Annotated in this window: 18 protein-coding genes; 13 read left to right on the forward strand and 5 right to left on the reverse strand. The window is 64.7% G+C overall.

The features are described 5' to 3' along the window. The first annotated feature begins 7 nt into the window (after positions 1-7). From QQZ18_RS13100 to QQZ18_RS13140, 9 genes are all read left to right on the forward strand, one after another. A complete protein-coding gene (locus tag QQZ18_RS13100) occupies positions 8-853 on the forward strand; it encodes a branched-chain amino acid aminotransferase (protein WP_284541367.1) in 846 nt (281 codons plus the stop codon). A 9-nt stretch (positions 854-862) separates the two neighbouring features. Continuing rightward, the gene (locus QQZ18_RS13105) at positions 863-1267 is read left to right on the forward strand and encodes a carboxymuconolactone decarboxylase family protein (RefSeq protein WP_284541368.1); all 405 of its coding nucleotides are present in this window, start codon (positions 863-865) and stop codon (positions 1265-1267) included. Positions 1268-1280: 13 nt separating this feature from the next. Next, positions 1281-2255 carry a quinone oxidoreductase family protein gene (locus QQZ18_RS13110; protein ID WP_284541369.1) on the forward strand — a complete coding sequence of 325 codons (975 nt, stop codon included), beginning with the start codon at positions 1281-1283 and terminating at the stop codon, positions 2253-2255. Between the two features lie 71 nt (positions 2256-2326). Next, positions 2327-3250: a LysR family transcriptional regulator gene (locus QQZ18_RS13115; protein ID WP_284541370.1), complete on the forward strand. Its 924-nt coding sequence runs from the start codon at positions 2327-2329 to the stop codon at positions 3248-3250. A gap of 105 nt (positions 3251-3355) precedes the next feature. Continuing rightward, on the forward strand, positions 3356-4018 hold the full coding sequence (locus QQZ18_RS13120) for an amino acid ABC transporter permease (protein WP_284541371.1): 663 nt from the start codon (positions 3356-3358) through the stop codon (positions 4016-4018). Further along, positions 4018-4689: an amino acid ABC transporter permease gene (locus QQZ18_RS13125; protein ID WP_284541372.1), complete on the forward strand. Its 672-nt coding sequence runs from the start codon at positions 4018-4020 to the stop codon at positions 4687-4689. The genes QQZ18_RS13120 and QQZ18_RS13125 overlap by 1 nt, the downstream gene beginning before the upstream one ends. Next, complete coding sequence (locus tag QQZ18_RS13130) at positions 4689-5423, forward strand: amino acid ABC transporter ATP-binding protein (protein WP_284541373.1); 735 nt, start codon at positions 4689-4691, stop codon at positions 5421-5423. Before QQZ18_RS13125 ends, QQZ18_RS13130 begins: the two co-directional genes overlap by 1 nt. A 3-nt stretch (positions 5424-5426) precedes the next feature. After that, positions 5427-6344, forward strand: coding sequence for an isoaspartyl peptidase/L-asparaginase (locus QQZ18_RS13135; RefSeq protein ID WP_284541374.1), 918 nt, complete (start codon positions 5427-5429; stop codon positions 6342-6344). Between the two features lie 16 nt (positions 6345-6360). Beyond that, positions 6361-7158 (forward strand): transporter substrate-binding domain-containing protein, encoded by a 798-nt coding sequence (locus QQZ18_RS13140; protein WP_284541375.1) that lies wholly within the window; start codon positions 6361-6363, stop codon positions 7156-7158. A 90-nt stretch (positions 7159-7248) separates the two neighbouring features. Here the strand turns inward: QQZ18_RS13140 and QQZ18_RS13145 are convergent, their stop codons facing one another. Further along, a complete protein-coding gene (locus tag QQZ18_RS13145) occupies positions 7249-8241 on the reverse strand; it encodes a LacI family DNA-binding transcriptional regulator (protein ID WP_284541376.1) in 993 nt (330 codons plus the stop codon). A 182-nt stretch (positions 8242-8423) separates the two neighbouring features. On the opposite strand from QQZ18_RS13145, the gene QQZ18_RS13150 reads away from it, so the two are divergent. After that, positions 8424-10118 (forward strand): hypothetical protein, encoded by a 1695-nt coding sequence (locus QQZ18_RS13150; protein WP_284541377.1) that lies wholly within the window; start codon positions 8424-8426, stop codon positions 10116-10118. A 141-nt stretch (positions 10119-10259) separates the two neighbouring features. Beyond that, positions 10260-11210, forward strand: coding sequence for an aldo/keto reductase (locus QQZ18_RS13155; RefSeq protein WP_284541378.1), 951 nt, complete (start codon positions 10260-10262; stop codon positions 11208-11210). Positions 11211-11309: 99 nt separating this feature from the next. Here QQZ18_RS13155 and deoC read toward each other — a convergent pair whose 3' ends face one another. Continuing rightward, entirely contained in the window at positions 11310-11984 is a 675-nt protein-coding gene (gene deoC / locus QQZ18_RS13160; protein WP_284541379.1) for a deoxyribose-phosphate aldolase, read from the reverse strand. Between the two features lie 138 nt (positions 11985-12122). Next, positions 12123-14351 carry an EAL domain-containing protein gene (locus QQZ18_RS13165; RefSeq protein WP_284541380.1) on the reverse strand — a complete coding sequence of 743 codons (2229 nt, stop codon included), beginning with the start codon at positions 14349-14351 and terminating at the stop codon, positions 12123-12125. Between the two features lie 554 nt (positions 14352-14905). On the opposite strand from QQZ18_RS13165, the gene QQZ18_RS13170 reads away from it, so the two are divergent. Together QQZ18_RS13170 and QQZ18_RS13175 are read left to right on the forward strand one after the other, a co-directional pair. Next, complete coding sequence (locus QQZ18_RS13170; RefSeq protein ID WP_284541381.1) at positions 14906-18541, forward strand: PAS domain-containing sensor histidine kinase; 3636 nt, start codon at positions 14906-14908, stop codon at positions 18539-18541. Between the two features lie 270 nt (positions 18542-18811). After that, positions 18812-19105 (forward strand): (2Fe-2S)-binding protein, encoded by a 294-nt coding sequence (locus QQZ18_RS13175; RefSeq protein WP_284541382.1) that lies wholly within the window; start codon positions 18812-18814, stop codon positions 19103-19105. Positions 19106-19165: 60 nt separating this feature from the next. On the opposite strand, the gene bfr is transcribed toward QQZ18_RS13175, so the two are convergent. After that, the gene (bfr, locus tag QQZ18_RS13180) at positions 19166-19651 is read right to left on the reverse strand and encodes a bacterioferritin (protein WP_284541383.1); all 486 of its coding nucleotides are present in this window, start codon (positions 19649-19651) and stop codon (positions 19166-19168) included. 221 nt (positions 19652-19872) lie between these two features. After that, complete coding sequence (locus QQZ18_RS13185; RefSeq protein WP_284541384.1) at positions 19873-20694, reverse strand: ABC transporter permease; 822 nt, start codon at positions 20692-20694, stop codon at positions 19873-19875. Between the last annotated feature and the right edge of the window lie 6 nt (positions 20695-20700).

Raw genomic sequence — 20700 nt, forward strand, 5'->3', positions numbered from 1 at the left:
CAAGACGATGTCCCGTATCTGGACCTATTATCACGGCGCCTGGCACGAGGGCGACGTCCGCGTGCTCGGGGCCAACTCCCACGCCACCTGGCTCGGCTCGCTGGTGTTCGATGGCGCCCGTGCCTTCGAGGGTGTGGCCCCCGACCTCGATCTGCATGCGGCGCGTGTCAATCAGTCCGCCCGGAACCTTGACCTCGAACCGACGCTTTCCGACGCTGAGATCATCGGCCTGACGCATGAAGGCCTCAAGAAGTTTGGTCCCAATCCGGCCGTCTACATTCGTCCCATGTACTGGGCTGAGGAAGGCGACTCTTCGGTGGTTGCCGCCGACCCCGCTTCGACCGACTTCGCGCTCTGCCTCGAGGAGATGCCGATGGTCGAGCCGAAGGGCTTCACCATCACCACCACGCGCTTCCGCCGGCCGACGGTGGAATGCATGCCGACCAACGCCAAGGCGGCCTGTCTCTACCCCAACAATGCCCGCATGATCCGCGAGGCGCGGGCCAAGGGCTTCCACAACGCGCTGGTGCAGGACTTCGCCGGCAATGTCGCCGAGCTGGCCACGGCCAATGTGTTCCTGGTGAAGGGCGGCGAATACTTCACGCCGGTTCCGAACGGCACCTTCCTGGCCGGCATCACGCGCAAGCGCGTCATCGGCCTTCTGCGCGATGCCGGCGAGACCGTCCACGAGATCACGCTGTCGATCGACGACTTCCGCGCCGCCGACGAGATCTTCTCGACCGGCAACATCTCAAAGGTGGTTCCGGTCATCGGCTTCGACGACAAGACGCTTGCCTTTGGCCCCAAGGGGCGCAAGGCGCGCGAACTCTATTGGGCCTGGGCCCATCGCTGAGGATAGATCATGACAACCGTGAAACTCTGGACCGACGCCGAAGTCGAGGCCGACCCGCGCATCAAGGCGGTGTTCGACGATATCCGCGCCACCCGCAAGTCGGACTTCGTCAATAACTTCTGGCGCGGCCTCGCTAACCAGCCGCAACTTCTCGAGCGCACGTGGGCAAGTCTGAAGGAAGTGATGGTCGCACCCGGCGAGTTGTCGCCGGTAGTCAAGGAAATGATCTACGTCGCGGTGTCGACGGTGAACGGCTGCAGCTATTGCATCCATTCGCATACCGCTCAGGCCAAGGCCAAGGGCATGACCGAGGGCATGCACGCCGAACTGCTATCGGTCATCGGCATGGCCTCGGAGACCAATGCCGTCGTGCAGGCCCTGCAAATCCCGGTCGATCCGGAATTCCAGGTCTGACGGGGAAGATAAAATGTCGAAAGCCATGCTGCTCGGCGCTCCCGGTGGTCCGGAGGCGCTGAGCTGGGAGGAGGTTGCCGACCGTGCGCCGGCAACTGGCGAAGCCGTCGTCCGTCACACCGCCGTCGGCGTCAACTTCATCGATACCTACTATCGCTCCGGTCTCTATGCTTGGCCGGAGGCGCCGCTCGTCGTCGGCGCCGAGGCGGCCGGCGTGGTGGAAAGCATCGGACCGGGCGTCAAATCACTGAGAGTTGGCGACCGGGTTGCCTACACGACGCCGCTCGGCGCCTATCGCGAACGGCGGGTGATTGCCGCCGACCGGCTGGTGAAACTGCCCGATACCATCTCGGATGAAATCGCCGCTACCGTCATGTTGAAGGGGCTGACGGTGCAATATCTCGTCACCTCGACCTTTGCCGTGAAGGCCGGCGACGTGGCGCTGGTGCATGCGGCGGCCGGTGGCGTCGGTCTCCTGATGGGGCAGTGGCTGAAGGCGCTCGGCGCCACGGCCATCGGCACGGTCGGCTCGCCGGAAAAGGCCGAGCTAGCGCGTGCCCATGGCTATGACCATGTCATCGACTATCGCCGCGACGACTTCGTAGCGGCGGCGCTCGGCGTTACGAACGGTCGCGGCTGCGACGTGGTCTATGACAGCGTCGGTCGCGATACCTGGGCCGGTTCGCTGAAATCCTTGCGAAAGCGCGGCACTTTCGTCTCTTTCGGCCAGTCGTCGGGACCGATCGAGGGGTTTTCGCTGTCGATGCTGGCGCAAGGCGGTTCACTTTCCGCCTCCAGGCCGATGTTGTTCCACTTCATCGAGGAGCGGGCGGAACTGGAGGCACGCGCCGCCGACCTGTTTTCTCGCCTGGCCTCCGGCGCGGTAGCGGCAGAAGTGCGCCAGCGCTTCCCGCTTGTGGCAGCCGCCGAGGCCCATCGTGCCCTCGAAGGACGGGCCACCACCGGCGCATCGGTCCTTACGGTGTAGGACGGCCGCCCTTGAGGGCGGCGTCTCGCGCGTGTACGACGTAAGGCTTATCCCCAACCTGGGAGCGGGCCATGGACGACAGGCTGCTGCAAAGCTTCATGACGGTTGCCGAATGTGGCAGCTTCACCGTCGCCGCCGACAAGCTGTCGATCACCCAGTCGGCCCTGTCTCGCCAGATCCAGAGCATTGAACAAACGCTGGGGGTGGAGCTGTTCGAGCGAATCGGCAAGAGGATCCGCGTCTCGCCCGCAGGCGAAGCGTTGCGATCCCGCATCAACGAGGTGCTGATCGCCACCAAGAACCTGCGCCTCTCCGCCGAGGAACTGAAGAAGGGTGAGGCGGGCGTCCTCAAGATCGGCGCCTGCTCGCAGTTGATCGAGCGCTACTTCCCCGACTTCCTGCGTGAGTGGCAGGCCGAGCACCCCGCCGTCGACATTCGTCTCGAAGAGGGTGGCGGCGCCGATCTCGACGCCAAACTGATGTCCGGCGTGGTGCAGCTCACCATCAACGCGTCGAGCTACGCCAGAACGCCGGAAGTCGAGGCGAGGCCGCTCTGCCACCTCGCCGTGCTGGCCATCGGCACGGCGGAGCGCATCGGCAGGACGGGCGCTCCGATCGACATCGCCGACGTCTGTGCCCATCCGCTGCTGCTGCTCAACCGCCGGCACGTCAGCCGTGAGATGTTCGATGCCGCCTGCCGCCTGACAGGCCTGGAGCCACGCATCGCGCTGGAAAGCGGCTCCCCTCACACGGTGTTTTCCATGGCCATCGGCGATGTCGGCGTCGCCGTGTTGCCCTCATCGATCCGTGCTCTGAAGACCGATCTCACGGTGCGGCCGATCGCCATCGAAGCACGGCCGGTGGAGTTCGAAATCTCCGCCATCTGGTCGCGTTCGACGCCGCTTCCAGCCTATGGCCGCCGCTTCGTCGATGCGCTGGCCACCCATATCGCGCGCGAGCAGGACCAAGGATCGGGGACGGCAGCGGTGGCGTAGTCAGCTCGCGAAACAGAGACCACTGGCCCTTGCTTGACAGTCCTCGGAATCGTCCCTACAAAAAGTGAAACCGCTTTCACAAATAAAAACGGCGGGGGAACACGGGTGCGTTTCTGGAGGGTGATCGAGCCCCATATCGGCTTTCTGTTGCAGGGCTTTGCCCTGACGATAGCGGCTTGTCTGATTGCCATCGTCGGTGCGGTGCTGCTCGGCGCCCTGACGGCGTCGATGCGCTCGTCCGGCAACAGGTGGGTGCGAGGCACCGCCAACGCCTATGGTGACGTCTTCCGCAACGTCCCCTTCCTCGTCCAGCTGTTCTTCTTCTTCTACGGCCTGCCCGAACTCGGCATCTACATCGGCGCTTTTGAGACCGGCATCATCGCCATGTCCATCGCCGGTGGCGCCTTCGTTTCCGACGTCATCCTATCGGGCATCATGACCATCGACCCCGGCGTGATTGACGCCGCCAAGGTGTCCGGCCTCAGCCGGATCAAGATCTTCACCCGCATCGTGCTGCCGATTGCCTTGCGCGTCTCGGTGCGGCCGATGGGCTCGGTGCTGATCAACCTCGTGCTGACCTCGTCGATCCTCTCGACCATCACCGTCAACGAGCTGACGGGCGCCGCCAAGATCGTCGCCGCCACCACATTCAAGCCGTTCGAAGTCTATGCGGTGCTCCTGGTGCTCTATGCCTCGCTGACGACGCTGTTGTCCTTCGCCATCTCGGCGACCCATCGTCGTCTCAACCGCTTCATGATGGGGGGCTGATGCGCTACGCCGACTTCACGCCCTATGACATCATCCTGCTGCTGCAAGGCCTTGGCGTCACGCTGGCCCTGTTCATCGGCACGACGCTGATCGGCCTTGCGATCGGCCTCCTGCTGGCCGTCGTCCATCATTACCGGATACCCGGTTGCCGTCCGGCGATCGTGCTGGTCACCGAAGCGCTGAAAAACTCGCCGGTGCTGGTGCAGCTGTTCCTGGTGTTCTTCGGTATTCCGGCCTTCCTGCATATCCGGATGACGCCAGTCGAGGCGGCCACGCTGACCATCAGCCTCAACACCGCCGCCTTCGCCTTCGTCGTCTTCCGGTCCGGCATCGAATCCATCGACCGCGACCAGATCGAGGCTGCCAAGGTCTTCGGTCTCGATCGGTCTCAGATTCTGCGGTTCGTCATCGCCCCGCAGGCGGCCGCCTTCTCGGTCGGGCCTCTCGTCGGCATCCTGGTCAACCAGTTGCAGGTGACCTCGTTGATTTCGGTGATCGGCGTGTTCGATCTCACCAAGATCGGCAACATCCTGAATCTCAGGACGCTACAGCCCTTCATCGTCTGGGCGGTGATCGGCCTTATCTACTATCTCGCGGCGAAGACGCTCGCCCATGCCGGCGGCCGCATCGAGGCGGCGCTACGCAAGTCCGTGAAATGGGGAGGCATCTGATGATCGTCGCCGAAAACGTCGAAAAGCGCTTCGGGGACGCCCTCGTGCTGAAGCGCGTCAACCTCAGGGTCGAGCCCGGCGAGGTGGTGACCATTCTGGGCGCCTCGGGCTCTGGCAAATCGACACTGATCCGCTGCATCAACGGCCTTGAGGCCCTGTCGGGTGGCAAGATCACTGTCGACGGCCATGACGTCTCCACCAAGGCTGGTCTCGTCGCCGCCCGCCGGGCGTCGGCCACCGTCTTCCAGCTGTTCAACCTCTATCCGCACATGACGGCGCTGAAGAACATCACCCTCGCGCCGATCGAGGTCCTGAAGCTGCCGAAGGCGGAAGCCGAAGCGCGCGCCCGCGCGCTGCTCGACAAAGTGGGGCTTGGAGCGCATGCCGATGCCTATCCGCAGCAACTGTCCGGCGGTCAGCGCCAGCGCGTCGGCATCTGCCGGGCACTCGCCATGCAGCCGCGCTATCTGCTGCTCGATGAGGTGACCTCCGCCCTCGATCCGGAGATGACCGGCGACGTGCTGCGCATCCTCGCCGAGCTCGCCGCCGACGGCACGACCATGGTGTTCGTCACCCACGAGATCGAGTTCGCTCGCCACATATCGAGCCGCATCGTCTTCCTCGAACAGGGCGAGCTGATCGTGGACCTGCCGACGGCGCAGTTCTTCGCCGAGGACGGCGGTCTCGCCGTGCCGCGCATCCGTCAGTTTCTGTCCAAGATGAAAAAGGACTGAGCCTTGATCCTGCTTGCCAACACCGAGGCCGAGCCCGGCTTTTCCCATGCCGTCAACACCTTGCTCGCCGGGGGCGCCGCCCTCGACGCACTGGTCGAGGGCATTGGCTACGTCGAGGCGGCGCCGAGCGTCCGTTCCGTCGGCTATGGCGGCTGGCCCAACATGGTCGGCGACATGGAGTGCGACGGCGCCGTGATGGACGGGACGACGCTCTCCGTCGGGTCCGTCGGCGCCGTGCCGCGCACGCTGCACGTGGCGGCGCTGGCACGCGAGGTGATGCGTCGCCTGCCGCACGTCATGCTGACCGGTGAAGGCGCGCGCCGTTTCGCAAGTGAAATCGGTTTCACCGAAGACGACGTGCTCTACCCCGACAGCAAGCGCATCTGGCGCGAAAAGCTCGACGGCCTGCTCGACGAGACGGCGCGCGCCGCCTTCCCGGATGTGCCGCTGATCCCGCTGTCCAATGCCATCACCGATCCCGAGCGGGTGCGCGATACCACCGTCTTCCTCGGCATCGACGTCGGCGGCAACGCCGCCGTCGTCACCTCGACGTCCGGCTGGGCCTGGAAATACCCCGGCCGGCTCGGCGACAGCCCCATTCCCGGCGCCGGCTTCTATGCCGACAGCCGTTACGGCGTCGCCGCCTGCACCCACACCGGCGAGATGACCATGCGCTGCGCCACCTCGCATGCCGTGGTGCAGGGTTTGAAGTTCGGCCTTTCACTCGATGCGGCGGTAGAGCGCGCCGCCGAGGACCTCCTCGCCCTCAAGGGTGGCTTCATCGGCGAGGTGGTCATTCATGCGCTCGACAACAAAAACAAGCATCGCGTCGTCACGCTCAGGGGCGAGAAGCCGGTATCCTATTGGTTCTGGGAACCCGGCATGCCCGCACCCGAGCGGCGGCAATCGGAACAGCTTTGATCACAGGAGAGACATCATGCATCGGCTTCTGAAGACATCCCTTGCCGCCGCGGCCATGTGCCTTGCGCTGGCGAGCACGGCGAGCGCCGGCTCCAAGCTGCAGGAAATTCTCGACGCCGGCACCATCCGCATCGGCGTTTCGCTCGGCGGCGAGCCGATCGGCTTCCGCGACGACCAGAACAACCCGGTCGGCTACGACGTTGACGTCGCCACCATGCTGGCCGAGAAGCTCGGCGTGAAGCCCGAGTTCACCGACGTCTCCGGCGACGCCCGCGTGTCCATGCTGGTGTCCAACCAGCTCGACCTCGTGGTTGCCAACACCTCGGCGACGCTCACCCGCGCCAAGGCGGTCAGCTTCTCGATCCCCTACAACCGCGCCGGTCTCCGCATCATCGTGCAGGCCGATGCCGGCATCACCACGCTGGAAGGCCTCGCCGGCAAGAAGGTGGTGGTCGGTCGCGGCACCACCGGTGAAACCTTCCTGAAGCGCGCCGTGCCGACGGCCGAACTGGTCTACACCGACAACTTCTCGCCGGACGGCGTGCTGCTCCTCAAGCAGAAGCGCGTCGATGCCGGCATCGAGGACTCGTCGATGCTCGACTACCTCGCCACCAAGGATTCCTCGCTCGCCACCCTGCCCGGCCTTTACTCCAACGATCCGATCGGCATCGCCATCGCTCAGGGCGACCCGGATTTCCAGCGTTGGGTCGACATGTTCGTGTCCGACTACATCCAGTCGGGCGCCTATGAGGCCAACTACAAGAAGTGGTGGGGCGAGAAGGCCAATCCGCCGGCGCTGACGCCGCTCTGGTAAGGAGGCGGCTGAAGACCGCCAACTCAGGACCGCAGACCCGCCTCGGCGCCGGTGACAACCGGCGTCGAGTTTTTCTTTATGTGGGAGGCCTCAGCCCGTGCTGCGGGACATGAAGCGGGTGGGGATGTCGAGGCCGGCTCCGGGAAACTCATCCGGCGCCTTGAGGAAGGAAAGAATGCCGGCAACAAGGGCCGAACGGTCGAAGCCGACGCTGGAAATGTCGTAGGCGGCGAAGTTGCCCTTCTCCACGGCGTCAAAGCCATAGAGCAGATAGTCGGCCGGCGGTTGCCTGCCTTCCCGGCGCAGGCCATCCATCACGCCCATCGCCATGGAATCGGATGTGCAGAAAACGGCATCCGGTCTCGCCTTGTCGATGGCCGCGACCGCACCGAAACCCGACCCATAGGAATAATCGCCGCTCATCTCGGCGACGAGGTCGATGCCGGCGGCGGCACAGGCCGACCGGTAGGCGGCGATGCGCGCCTCCTCCACCAGCGAACTGGCGCGCCCCGTGACCAGCGCGGCACTCTCGACGCCCCTCGCGCGGGCGTGGCGCACCAATTCGCCGATACCGCTCTCCTCGTCGATGTGAATGCGAGCGCTCTCGGCGTCGGACCGCCCGTTCAGCATCAGCACGTTGTCGCTATGGAACAGGGCGCGGACTTCGCCGGCATCGGCGAAGTCGGAAAACACCAGCGCGGCATGCACGTGATAGGTCAGCGAATTGCGCAGGAAATCGTCGATGCGCTTGGTGCGGCCGACGCGGATCAGGATGGCCTGTTTGCCAAGCGACTGGATGCCCTCCAGCAGCGGGTCGAACAGATCGAGATCGGAGAGATCGCTGAGATAGTTGATGATGACGGCGACCAGATCGATCGACTTGGTGGCAAGCCCACGCGCCAGCGGGTTCTGATGATAGCCGAGCTCCGCCGCCGCCTTCAGAACCCGCTCCTTCTTCTCCAGCGAAACCGGGCGGTGGCTTGGGGACAGGGCTCGCGAGACGATGGCCGGCGCCACACCGGCGACGCGCGCCACGTCGGCAATCGTCGGGCGCTTGCCCTCGCGAGGCGGCTTCTCGGTCATGATCTGCGGAGTCCATTCCGGAAAGGATGCAAGGGCTTATCGCACGTTTGGCGACAGAGTGGAAAGCACCGTTGCACTCCATGTCCGGCGATGATCGCCGGACCGGCGAACAAACGGCTGCGAGCGATGAACCGATATTTCACTCTTTTCTGGAACTATCCGCGCAGGACAGGAGTGGCAGAGTGATTTCAGAAGGCACGTCCCGCCAACCCGATCTCCGCGCGGTCTCCGATCAGCTTGAGGCGGCCCGTTCGCAGATCGAGGAACGTTTCGTTGAAGGCGGCAAGGCCCTGATGGCCGCCTATGACATCGTCGCCCGACTTCTGGCGGCAATCGATGGCATAACCGGCGCCCTCGACGACCATGCCTGCGATGAGGCGGCTGCTCGGCTGACCGCCACGCTGAAGGGCCTCGCCGACCTCGTCGAGACCGAAGTCGCCGCCGGCCAGCGCCTCTCCTCGGTTCTTGAGGACAGCGAAGCCATCGCTCCGCGCATCCGCGACATGCAGCGCTCGCTGCGCTATCTCAATACCTGCGCCATGGAGACCCGCATCGCCGGGGCCGGCGTCACCGAGTTTGCCCAGTTCGCCGATGACGTCGACAAGTACGTGGGATCGGCGATCGAGCAGATCGAAATCTTCGCCGACAAGGTGGGCCAGCTCGGCGTTCAGGTCGCGGTGGCCTGCTCGGGTGGCAAGGGAACCGGCATCGCGAACCAGGTCACGACGGTTTCGTCCACGCTGACCGAAGCACTCGAGGCCGTGCGCGATCGCCGCTCGGGCCTCAGAAAGCTTGCTGTCGGCGCAGCCGACGTGGCGAAGTCGGTGCAGGAAAAGGTCGGCAAGGTTCTGTCGGCACTGCAAGCGGGAGACGTGGCCCGGCAGCGCATCGAGCACGTTCAGGCCGGCATCGCCATCCTCCTCGACGAACAGGCCAAGTGCGGCTCGGATCACCAGGCCGAGGTTCTCTCCCAGGCCGGCATACGCCTGCTGGCCGCCCAGACATCGGCCCTGATCAAGGACTTCACCGAACAGACGCGCGTGGTCGTGGCCACGATCGAAGGCCTGGCAGGCGAAGCCTCACGCGTGCTGACGCTGACCGGCAAGGCAGGCTGCAACGGTGGCGGCGAGATGCAGGCCATCGAGGAAGGTGTCGGTCTGACGCGAGGCGTCGTGGGCGATATCGAGCAATCGGGAACCCTGGCGGCGGCGGCCTATGCCTCCACCAAGCAGGTCGCCACCGAGTTGCTCAGCAACATGGGCAACATCGGCAACATCCGCAGCGTGCGCGACGACATTCGTTGCCTTGCCATCAACGCCTATCTGCGCAGCAACCGACTGGGCGCAAATGGGCGCGCCGTTGGCGTGGTGGCCGCGGAAATGAACACCTATGCCGCACGGCTCGGCGTCGCCGCGGAGGACATCCTGCAACGCCTGTCGACCATGCGGGAAACCGCCGCCGGTCTCGACGGCGAGCGCGCAAACCAGAGTGTCGACATCGTCGGCGAGATCGACGGCGCCGTAGCAACGTTGCGCGAGGCCAGCGCCCGAACCAGCCTTCACCTGAAGGAAGCCGAGGAAAGCGGTCACGCGGTCGCCGAGCGCATCGGACACATTGCCCGTCATATCGATTTCAGCAAGGACCTCGGCGAGCACCTTCACACCTGCCACCGGATGTTCGGCAACGTCGCAAGTGCCGGTCCACTAGAGGGTTCCCAGGAATACGCTGGATTTTCCGAGCGTCTTTTCGCCGTCTACACGATGGCAGCCGAGCGCGACACCCATCATGCGATCCTTGGCGGCAGTCCGCGCGTCGCTCCCGCCCCCATCGTTCCGACCTCGCAGAGCGAAGATCTGTTCGACGACGTGCTGTTCTGACTTTCGCGCGCAACGCCCTCGGGACATTGGCCGAAGCGCGAACATGACGGGCGCCGAACGCGCTCCTATAATCCCTCCGAGGAAGTGGCGCCTCCAGAGCATTCGCTTGCTGGAACCGCCACTGAATAACCGGAGAGGAAAATGAAAAAGCGCCCGCTCGGGAAAACCGGCTTCGACATCGCGCCACTGGTGTTCGGTGGCAATGTCTTTGGCTGGACCATCGACGAGAAGGCCAGCTTCGACGTGCTGGACGCCTTCGTCGACCATGGCTTCGACGCCATCGACACCGCCGACGTCTACTCCCGCTGGAAACCGGGCAATCGGGGCGGCGAATCCGAGACCATCATCGGACGCTGGCTGAAGGCCCGCCCGGGCGTTCGCGACAAGCTCAAGGTCTTCACCAAGGTCGGCTCCGATCTTGGCGAGCCCGGCGAGAAGGGACTTGGAGAGAGGTGGATTCTTCAGGCGGTAGACCGCTCTCTTTCAAGGCTCGGCATCGACCGGATCGACCTCTATTTCTCGCACTGGCCGGATCAGACGCCCTATGAGGAGACGCTCGGCGCCTATGACAAGCTGATCCGCGCCGGCAAAGTGCGCGCGATCGGTGTCTCCAACGTCACCGCCGAGCAGTTGGCGGAGTCGCTGTCGGTGTCGCGACAGCGGTATCTGCCGGCCTATCAGGTCCTTCAGCCCAACTACAGCCTCGCCGAACGTTCGCTGTTCGATGGCGCGCTTCGCGACCTGTGCATGCACGAGGATATCGGCGTCGTTCCCTATTACAGCCTCGCTTCCGGCTTCCTCTCCGGCAAATACCGATCTGCCGACGATCTCAAGGGCAGCAACCGGGCGGGCGGCGTCGAGAAGTACATGAATGAACGCGGGTTCCGCATCCTGGCGGCCCTCGACCAGGTCGCCGAAGCTCATCACGCCAAGCCGGCCGAGGTGGCGCTCGCCTGGCTGATGGCGCGGCCGGGCGTCACCGCCCCGATCGCCAGCGCCACCAAGGTGGCGCATGTCGAGAGCTTCGCCCACGCCGCGACGTTGCACCTGACCCCGGCCGAAATCGAACTGCTGGGCAAGGCCAGCGCCTGACGCTGAGCAAACCAAGGCGTCGTGGCTAACCCGTCATGGTGGCCACGGCGCTGCTCCCTGGGCGACCGTCGATCCGTTCGGCTGGATCCGGCGGCGGATTCAGGTTCCGAAATGGGCCTCGCGCATCAGGGCGACGCCACGGCTGGTGCCGATACGGTTCGCTCCCGCCTCCACCATCGCCATGGCCTCGGCGAAGGAGCGGATGCCGCCTGACGCCTTCACACCCATTTCGGGCCCCACGGTGCGGCGCATCAGGGCCACCGCCTCGACGGTCGCTCCCTTCTGGGTGAAGGCGGTCGAGGTTTTCACGAAGTCGGCGCCTGCCCTCTTGGCGGCAAGCGAGGCGGCGACGATTTCCTCGTCGGTCAGGAGCGAGGTTTCGAGGATCACCTTCAGCGGCACCGGACCGCAGGCAGTCTTGAGCACGCCGACCTCGTCGCCGATCGGGCCCGCGCCGACGCTTTTCAAGGTACCGATGGCGATCACCATGTCCACCTCGGTCGCCCCTTCGGCAAGCACCCATTCCAACTCGCGACGCTTGAGTTCGGTCGGCGTCGCGCCAAGCGGGAAGCCGACGACCGAACAGGCCTTGACCGCCGAACCGCGCAAGGCGGCCGCGGCGCGCGGAACATGGAGCGGGTTGACGCAGACGGCGGCGAAGTTCCACTGCATCGCCTCGGCGCAGAACCGCTCGACGTCCGCCTCGGTGGCGTCCGGTCGCAAGATGGTATGATCGATGATGGCAGCGAGCGCAGCTAACGAGGTGACGGACATGAAGCCTCCCATCGCACATTTTTCGCGGCCGCGACGGAGAGCCAAACCGGCCCACTTCGACCTTACAAACGGTCGCGCAGTCGTTCCGCAGTTTGGTACCACGCTTTCGGCCACCATCCCAGACGGAGCCGGACAGACTTAAGCCGCGATGCCAGTGTTGGCCCGGATGTAGTCCAGGCAGGGGCCGCTTTCGAGCGGTCTTGAGAACAGATAGCCCTGGAAGCGAGCGCAGCCGAGATCGATGAACCTCGGAAGCTGATCGGGTTGCTCGATGCCTTCCACCACGGCGCGCAGGCCGAGCGTGCGACTGAGGGCGACGATCGACCGGATCACGTGCTCGTTGAGATCGCCCTGGCTGGTAAAGGTGAGCGAGCGATCGATCTTCAGTGTGTCGAGCGGCAGTTCGCGCAGATAGTGCAGCGACGTGTGACCCATGCCGAAATCGTCGAGAGCGATGCGGACACCGGCATTGCGCAGGCGGAGCAAGGCCCCGATCGACTGAACCGCCGGTGCGAGCGATGTCGACTCAGTGATTTCCAGTTCGACGAGATGCGGATCGAGCTTCTCCTCGGCGAGAACGCGCAGAACCCTCAGGTCGAAGTCGGCGTCCCGCAATTGGAGGGGCGACACATTGACGGAGACGATGAGGTCGTCGGGGACCGATGTCCCCCAGGCGACGCGCTGCCGGCAGGCAAGACGCAGCACGTGCTCGCCCAACCGGTCGATGATGCGCATGTCCTCGGCCAAGGCCACCGTTACCGACGGCGGGATTCGGCCGTAAACCTCATGATCCCAGCGCAACAAGGCCTCGACGCCAAACACCCGGCATTCTTCGACGCAGACTTGCGGCTGATATTGAAGGAAAAGCTGATCGGTCTCTCCCAGCGCGTCCGCGATATCCCGGGCAAGAACATTGGCGAGATCCCCCGCGGTACCCTGCAAGTCGATCAGCCGATGCCCATGCACGACCTCGTCGGACTCCGAGGCGGTTACCAGCGTTTGCATCGCCTTGGCATTGGCGATCATCCGCAGCCGTCGCGCAATCCGCACGAAGGGTAGATAGAGCCCCGCTCCGACGGCAACCGTCAGGACCTGCAAAAAGGCCCCGGCCGACGAGCCGGTGGCCAGATAGCCGCTGAGCGGCGCCGGCATCGTCCATGAGACCGCTTCGGTGGCCACGGGAACGAAACCGGCGGCCGTCGCGGCATAGGCGATGAGCGACTGAACGACGGGGATCAAAATGAAGGGGATGGCGTAGATGGGGTTCAGGATCAGCGGCAGACCGAACAATAGGGGTTCGTTGACGTTGACGAGCGCCGACAGCAGCGACAGCCAGGCAAGACGGCGGATCGCCGGCTCCTTGTCGGCATAGAGAAGAGCGATGATCAGACAGAGGGTCGAGCCGGAGCCGCCATAGGCCGAATAGATGGGAAAGAAGCTCCAGGAAATGACGCTGGCCGCCCCCGTGACAGTGGTCTCATCCACCGACGCCATCATCTGTTCCATGACCGGCGCCAGCATGTTGCTGCCATGCCCGCCAAGGAACCAAACGAGTTGCCGGACCAGAACGTAAGCCGCCGCGAGCGGCGCCGAGGGTTCGGCTCCGGCAAAGGGGGCCGATATGGCAGCCGACAGCGTCGTCGCCAGATCCGGCCCACCGAGGCTCACCTGTATCTGGCGAACCGTGGCGAAGACGATCAGCGTAACCATCCCGGCCGGAAGGACGGAGAAAAGATCGCCGACGAGCGGATCGGCGCCGAAGCCCTGCAGGCGGAGGCGGAACCACGGACGGCGCGCGAGGAAAAGGAACAGGTAGCTGGCGCTGATGGCAACGACCAGTGCCGACGGCAATCCGCGCGACGACGAGAGAGCGGCCTTCCAGCCCTCCATCGTCTCGGGCGCCACCACAATGAAAAAGCACGACAGCACCACCACGGAAGCGCTGGCCGGGCTGACCGGATAACGATCGGCGCGCGCTCCGGTCAGAGTGGCCAGCGAATGGGAAAAGCCGGCAACCACCACCAGGGCGACAAGACCAAAGGTGCCGCCGACAAGGGTGGCGCAGAGGGCACGCAGGGCCTCGACGGCCTCGGCGGGAAATGCTCCGACAAAGGGGAAGGAGACAAGGGCGTTGACGAAGTGGGCGAAAGCACCGACCAGCACCAGCGGCAAGGACAGCAACAGGGTGCGCCGGAGAGCGACCATCAAGGGCCAAGCGGCAAACCGCCCCATTGCGTCCACGATGGTGTTCGACAGACGACGAGCAAAGAGGCCGTCGCCAAGCAACGCGGCGGCGAACGGCGCTGGCGCCGATTGAGGCGTCGCAAGACGCACTCGGTTTTCCTCTGCGATCGGCTCATTCGTCATGGCGGTCGCCTGTCCTGTTACATCGCGTTCACTGCTCTTCACCGGCAGCTGTACGGACAGCATCCTTGACCAAAATCCTTGCCGAAATACTGAATAGGCGGTCGAAGGCCCGTATTGTTCAACGAAAACGAGTACTCGGGCTTGTGCGGCTGGTCGCGCCCCGAGGTTCCAATGGCCGTCCTCCGCAAGACCGTCATTTTCCGGAGATTTCCGCCATTTGGAATACAATAGTGCGGCGAGTAGCCAAACTCGCCTCACATCCTGTTGACGCAAAACGATGTTCCACCGGTGGGCGTAGGACACCTAGTGGCAATCGCCATTGTGGTAAACTCCCCCAGATCTTGAAGTTAAGGTTATTGAAAAGTTGCCGGCCCACCCTCGCATTCGACTGTGGCGCTCGCACCGACGCCATATTATTAACGTATCGTTGACTGAAGAAGTTGTACGGGCCGCACCTTTGTTGTTCGGCCCGGCCAGCCGACCGGGAACAGCGGGTTTGGCTGTTGATGCCACCGGTCGAAACGCCCCCGTAGTGGGAAAGTTGGAGACGCGGCATGTCCGGCGGAGCAGATCTGTTCAGAGTCCTCGGCCAAACCGAAAGCCTCGGCGCGCTCGTGGCCGATAGTCGGCCATCTCTCGTCGTGGACCGAACCGGCAGCCGGCTGCTGTGGGCGAACGCCGCAGGCGCCGCCTTTTTCGGCGTGGCGTCGGTTGAGAAGCTGACGGACCTGCGCTTTGCCACCTCCTCGCCGTTTGCCCGGCGCATTGCCATGTTGGACGAGATGCTGGTCAGCGGCCAGGACCGGATCGAACGTCTGCCGCTGCAACGCGGCATGTTACCCCGGCCGACGGTCTGCAAAGCCAGCCGCGTCTCTACCGACGGCGTCAAGGCGATCCTCCTGACCATTGTCGACGGCACGGGTTCCTTCGCTGGCGACCCGATCGCAGCCTTCGCGACGCTGAATGCCACGGCTCAGCCCGTCCCCGATGCGGATATCCCGGCGATGGCCGAGGAAGCCGAGCCGGCCGAAGCCGCCGACGCCCAGCAGCCCGATGACGCCGCACGGATTGAAGCCGTCAGCGACGACATCGCGACCGACGAGATCGGGGCCGACGGAACAGCGCCCGATCTTGCCGCGGACGATACCGAAGCCGTCATGGACGCTCCCTTGCCGGAGACGGAGGAAACCACCGAAGCGGCTTCCGAGGAGACTATCCCCGACAGTCTCGAAGAGGACACAGCGTTCGAGCAGGAAGCATCCGCCGAGAGCATCGTGGCGGAGGCGGTCGATACGAACACTGAGGACGCCCAACGCGCACTGTCCGCGGCAGTTGCCGAAGAAGCCTTGCCGGAACCGACCGAGCATGCCGAGGACGTTTCGGAGGAATCAACGTCGGAGGCGGTCGACGCCATCGAGCCGCAGACCGAAGACGCTCCGGTCGAACCCGACGAAGCGCTGCCGACGACGGCCGCCGAGCAGGCATTCATCTTCCCCGCCCACGGACGGGCGGTGCGCTTCGTCTTCGAACTGGATCCGCGCCTCGCCTTTACCTTCGTTTCGGCCGACCTCGCCGCGACGGTCGGCCCCGACATGGCGGACATTCTTGGCCGAACCTGGTCCGAGGTCGCCGGCCGTCTCGAGTTCGACCCGGCTGGACGGATTGCCGAGGCGCTCGGTCATCGCGACACGTTCACCGGGCTCACCGTCGACTGGCCGGTGGAGGGCGAGAACCTCAGGGTTCCGGCCGATCTGGCGGGCATGCCGGTGTTCGGGCGCGAACGGGCCTTCCGGGGCTATCGCGGCTTCGGCGTCCTGAAGACCGGAGCCGCCTTCGAGGCTCCCGTACCCGCCGAGCCGATCGCCGCCTCCGAGCCCGACGAGGTCGCTCCACTGCCGCTGGTTGGCAGCGCTGCACCGGCCTCTCCCTTCGACGAGACGACCGCGAGCGAGGAAACCGTCGCACCGGACGAGGTTCTCGAACGCCCCGTTGCCGGGGAGATCGAGGCCGCAGGCGAGGTCCCGACGGATGAGGTGGTACCCGAGGGCGACGCGCCGATCGCGGCCGAAACGGCCGTCGAAGACATCGACGACTCGGCCGACCTGACGCCCGAGATCGACGCTATCGAACCGGACACCGCCGACATGGAAGTTGCGGTCGAGCAGACGGCCGATACGCCCGAGGAAGCTGTCGGAGTTGATGCCGCGCCGGAAGAAGTCGAACTGGTCGAGGACGCCGACCAAACGCTTGCGGACGAGACCGAAACGTCCGACCCCATCGAGATCGCAGCCGTCGAACCGCAGGTGCTTGCGCCCAGCGAGGCCGTGCGCGAGGCGGCTGCCGAGAATGCCGGGACGTCGCCCGAGCCCATCGCCGATGTGGCCGAGCCTGCCCAGACGGAGTTGTCGGACGAGTCCGGCGCCGAGGATGACACCGACGAGTTGCCCGAACCGCTGCCGCTGGTTGCGCCTCCGGTGGAAGAAGACACAGTGGAGTCGGCCGAGCCCGAGTTGGCGGCACCGACGGTTTCCGACGTGGCCGCGTCGCCGGCTTCCCATCACACGACCTTCAGCAGCCTGACCGGCGACAAGGCACGGGCTCTTTCAAAGCCGGAGCGTGACGCCTTCGACAAGATCGCAGAGGCGCTTGCCGATGCCTTCGGGCCGCGCATCATCGCCGATTCGGCGGATCGGTCGCCCGCCCATCCGACACCGTTGGTCGGCCGCAAGCCGGACGTTCCGGCCGAAGCGGGGCCGGTCGTCGACATCGCCTTGCTCGACAAGCTGCCGGTGGCGCTCGCCATCCTGAGGGGCGGCGACATCATCCACGCCAATCGCGCCTTCCTCGACCTCTGCGGCTATCCCGACATTGCCACGATAGATGCCGACGGCGGCTTCGCCCAGGTGTTCGAGGGGGCCGCCCTCAGCCGCGACGCGGCCATTCCCGCCGTTCGCCGACGCGACGGCGTGGAGATTCCCGTGTCGGCCCGGTTGCACTCGATGCCCATGGAAGGCGGCATCGCCTCGCTTCTGGTGGTGCAGGAGACGGCGGCCGCCACGAGCCGCGATCGCCTCGCTACGGCCGAGCAGCGGGCTGAGGATATGGAAGCCATCCTCGACACCGCCACCGACGGCGTTCTGGTGCTCGACCACAAGGGGCTGGTCATCGGGGCCAACAAATCGGCCGAAGCCCTGTTCGGCAATGAGCGATCGCACATGATCGGCATGACCTTCGTCGACTTGCTGGCGCCGGAAAGCCACCGCTCCGCTCTCGACTATCTCGACGGTCTTAGCCGGAACGCCCTTTCAAGCGTGCTCAACGACGGACGCGAAGTGATCGGCCGTGTGGCCGGTGGCGGGCTGGTGCCGTTGTTCATGACCGTGGGGCGGGTGTCGACGACCAAGTTCTGCGCCGTGCTGCGCGACATCACCCAGTGGAAGCGGGCCGAGGAGGAGCTGACCTCCGCCAAGAAGGCCGCAGAAAACGCCTCGTCCCAGAAATCCGACTTCCTGGCCAAGATGAGCCACGAGATCCGGACGCCGCTCAATGCCATCATCGGTTTTTCCGAGGTGATGATGGAAGAGCGCTTCGGTCCGGTGGGCAACGACCGCTACAAGGAATACCTGCGCGACATCCACGTGTCGGGCACCCACATCATGAGCCTGGTCAACGATCTTCTCGATCTTTCGAAGATCGAGGCGGGCAAGCTCGAGCTGACATTCGAGGCGGTGGGGCTCAACGACGTGGTGCGGGAATGCGCGGCGCTGATGCAGCCGCAGGCCAACCGCGAGCGGATCATCATCCGCACGTCGCTGTCCTCGAGCCTGCCGCCCGTGGTGGCCGACAACCGCAGTCTCCGGCAGATCATCCTGAACCTGCTGTCCAACGCCGTGAAGTTCAACTCGGCCGGCGGACAGGTGATCGTCTCGACGCTCTATGAAGAGTCCGGCGAGGTGGTGCTCAGGGTGCGCGACACCGGCCAGGGCATGAGCGAGGGCGACATCGTCAAGGCCATGGAGCCGTTCCGCCAGCTGTCGACGTCGCGGACGGGTGGCGGCACGGGGCTCGGCCTGCCGCTGACCAAGGCGCTGGTGGAAGCCAATCGCGCCTCGTTCCAGATCGACTCGACGCCCGGCCAGGGAACGATGATCCAGATCACCTTCCCCTCGACGCGCGTCCTCGCCGAGTAACGGCGAAGCCAAGAACGGTCGAAATACGACGCCCGGCGGACACTCCGCCGGGCGTTTTGCTTTTGGGGCGTGGCGACCGGCGACACGGGTTGCGCAGCTCTGCATCCATCGACCGGCAGGCCTGCGCCGCCGATAGCGGGTTTTCACGTGCTTGAAAATGAAGTTGAGAATGATTATCAACAAGGACGTGGCGGCGAGGAGTTCAATCTCTCCTTCCCGAGCGAGCCACGGAGAGCCACGGGCGCCCACAGGCACCCCCGGAGTTCATCGATGATCGTCTGTCATTGCAACGTCCTGACCGTCGAAGACATCCAGGGAGCCGTCGACGAACTGCTGACCGAGATGCCGCTCCGCGTGATCACGCCGGGCCTTGTCTATCGTCGGCTCGGAACCCGCGGCCGCTGCTGCGGCTGCTTCCCCTTGGCCATCGACGTCATCAACGCGCATATCGAAAAGCGTCTCGCCACCGACGATCTGGCCGAACGCCGGCAGCAGATCGTCGAGCAGCAGCGCGCCTATCGCGAGAACATGCCGACGCGCCGACGCGTTACCGCGCCGGCTTGAGCCGGACACCGAAACGAGGGCGCGCCGCGACCGAAGCCGAGGCCGCCCTCCTTGCGGGGATCAGTCTGCGCTGTCGGTGCTGCCTGCATTGAGCTGGATGTAGGCGGCTTCGCCGATCTTGTCATAGAGGGAGATCTGCGACTCCAGGAAGTCGATGTGTCCTTCCTCGTCCTTCAGAAGATCGGTGAACAGCTCCATCGATACGTAATCGCCTTCCTCGGCGCACAGCAGCCGCGAGGCGCGATAGGAGTTGCGCGCATCGAGCTCTCCCGCAAGGTCGGCTTCCAGGATCTCGCGAACCGTCTGGCCAATGCGAAGCGGCGGAATGGTCTGAAGGTTGGGGTGACCCTCAAGAAAGATGATGCGGGAAATCAGCCTGTCGGCGTGCTGCATCTCCTCGATCGACTCCTCGCGCTCCTTCTTGGCGAACTTGGTGACGCCCATATCCTCAAGGAGACGATAGTGGAGCCAATATTGGTTGACGGCGCCGAGTTCGAGGAACAACGCCTCGTTCAGCCGCTCGATGACCTTCTCATTCCCACGCATGAAAACCTCCTTGGTTAGAATTCTTCTAACTTACGGCAAGTCGGCAGAAATGCAAGCTGTCTTCGCGGGGCGCTCCCGTCCGGCTCACCCGACCATCACTCTAAAAGCAAAAGACCACCCCGGGCAATTGATCCGAGGTCGGAACCACTCCGGCAGCACCGGGTGCGGAAGCCACTCCGTGGCTCTCGGGTCGGGGCCGGACTCCGGCCGCCGCCTCAGGCTCAGCCGCCAAGGAATACGGCCCGCTCGGCCTTTTCCCTCTCCACCTGCGAGCGGTGCGACAGCACCGAAGCCACGATGACGCCGACAGCGATCACCGAGATCAGGATGGTGGAGATGGCGTTGATCTCCGGCGTCACGCCCAGGCGGACCATGGAATAGATCTTGATCGGCAGCGTGGTGGCACCGGGGCCGGTGTTGAACGAGGCGATGACGAGGTCGTCGAGCGACAGCGTGAAGGCCAGCATCCAGCCCGCGACCACGCCGGGCAGGATCAGCGGCAGGGTGATCAGGAAGAAGGTCTTCACCGGTGGGCAGCCGAGATCGAGGGCCGCCTCCTCCAGGCTGCGATCGAGCGTGACGAGACGCGACTGCACCACGACGGCGACGAAGCACATGGTGAGCGTCGTGTGGGCGATCACCACCGCCCAAAAGCCACGGTCGAAGCCGATGGCGACGAACAGCAGCAGGAGCGACAGGCCGGTGATCACCTCCGGCATGACCAGCGGCGCATAGACCATGCCCGAAAACAGGGCGCGACCATGGAATTTGCTGTAGCGGTCGAGAACCAGCGCCGCCATGGTACCGAGGACAGTGGCGAACGACGCCGACAGGATGCCGACGCGGATGGTCACCCAGGCGGCGTCGATGATCGCCTGGTCGCGAACCAGCTCGACGTACCAACGCGTCGAAAAGCCACCCCAGACCGTCACCAGCTTGGACGCGTTGAAGGAGTAGACCACAAGGATGAGGATCGGCACGTAGAGGAAGGCGAAACCGAACACCAGGGAGGTGACGTTGAACCAGCTCGTCGACTTGTTCATGGCGCG

It is taken from the genome of Pleomorphomonas sp. T1.2MG-36 (genome assembly GCF_950100655.1).
Taxonomy (GTDB): domain Bacteria; phylum Pseudomonadota; class Alphaproteobacteria; order Rhizobiales; family Pleomorphomonadaceae; genus Pleomorphomonas.

Bases quoted from the DNA above. Each gene is read 5' to 3' on its own strand.
- QQZ18_RS13100 (WP_284541367.1), top strand. From the start codon at position 8: ATGTCCCGTATCTGGACCTATTATCACGGCGCCTGGCACGAGGGCGAC.
- QQZ18_RS13105 (WP_284541368.1), top strand. From the start codon at position 863: ATGACAACCGTGAAACTCTGGACCGACGCCGAAGTCGAGGCCGACCCG.
- QQZ18_RS13110 (WP_284541369.1), top strand. From the start codon at position 1,281: ATGTCGAAAGCCATGCTGCTCGGCGCTCCCGGTGGTCCGGAGGCGCTG.
- QQZ18_RS13115 (WP_284541370.1), top strand. From the start codon at position 2,327: ATGGACGACAGGCTGCTGCAAAGCTTCATGACGGTTGCCGAATGTGGC.
- QQZ18_RS13125 (WP_284541372.1), top strand. From the start codon at position 4,018: ATGCGCTACGCCGACTTCACGCCCTATGACATCATCCTGCTGCTGCAA.
- QQZ18_RS13130 (WP_284541373.1), top strand. From the start codon at position 4,689: ATGATCGTCGCCGAAAACGTCGAAAAGCGCTTCGGGGACGCCCTCGTG.
- QQZ18_RS13140 (WP_284541375.1), top strand. From the start codon at position 6,361: ATGCATCGGCTTCTGAAGACATCCCTTGCCGCCGCGGCCATGTGCCTT.
- QQZ18_RS13145 (WP_284541376.1), bottom strand. From the start codon at position 8,241: ATGACCGAGAAGCCGCCTCGCGAGGGCAAGCGCCCGACGATTGCCGAC.
- QQZ18_RS13155 (WP_284541378.1), top strand. From the start codon at position 10,260: ATGAAAAAGCGCCCGCTCGGGAAAACCGGCTTCGACATCGCGCCACTG.
- deoC (WP_284541379.1), bottom strand. From the start codon at position 11,984: ATGTCCGTCACCTCGTTAGCTGCGCTCGCTGCCATCATCGATCATACC.
- QQZ18_RS13165 (WP_284541380.1), bottom strand. From the start codon at position 14,351: ATGACGAATGAGCCGATCGCAGAGGAAAACCGAGTGCGTCTTGCGACG.
- QQZ18_RS13170 (WP_284541381.1), top strand. From the start codon at position 14,906: ATGTCCGGCGGAGCAGATCTGTTCAGAGTCCTCGGCCAAACCGAAAGC.
- QQZ18_RS13175 (WP_284541382.1), top strand. From the start codon at position 18,812: ATGATCGTCTGTCATTGCAACGTCCTGACCGTCGAAGACATCCAGGGA.
- bfr (WP_284541383.1), bottom strand. From the start codon at position 19,651: ATGCGTGGGAATGAGAAGGTCATCGAGCGGCTGAACGAGGCGTTGTTC.
- QQZ18_RS13185 (WP_284541384.1), bottom strand. From the start codon at position 20,694: ATGAACAAGTCGACGAGCTGGTTCAACGTCACCTCCCTGGTGTTCGGT.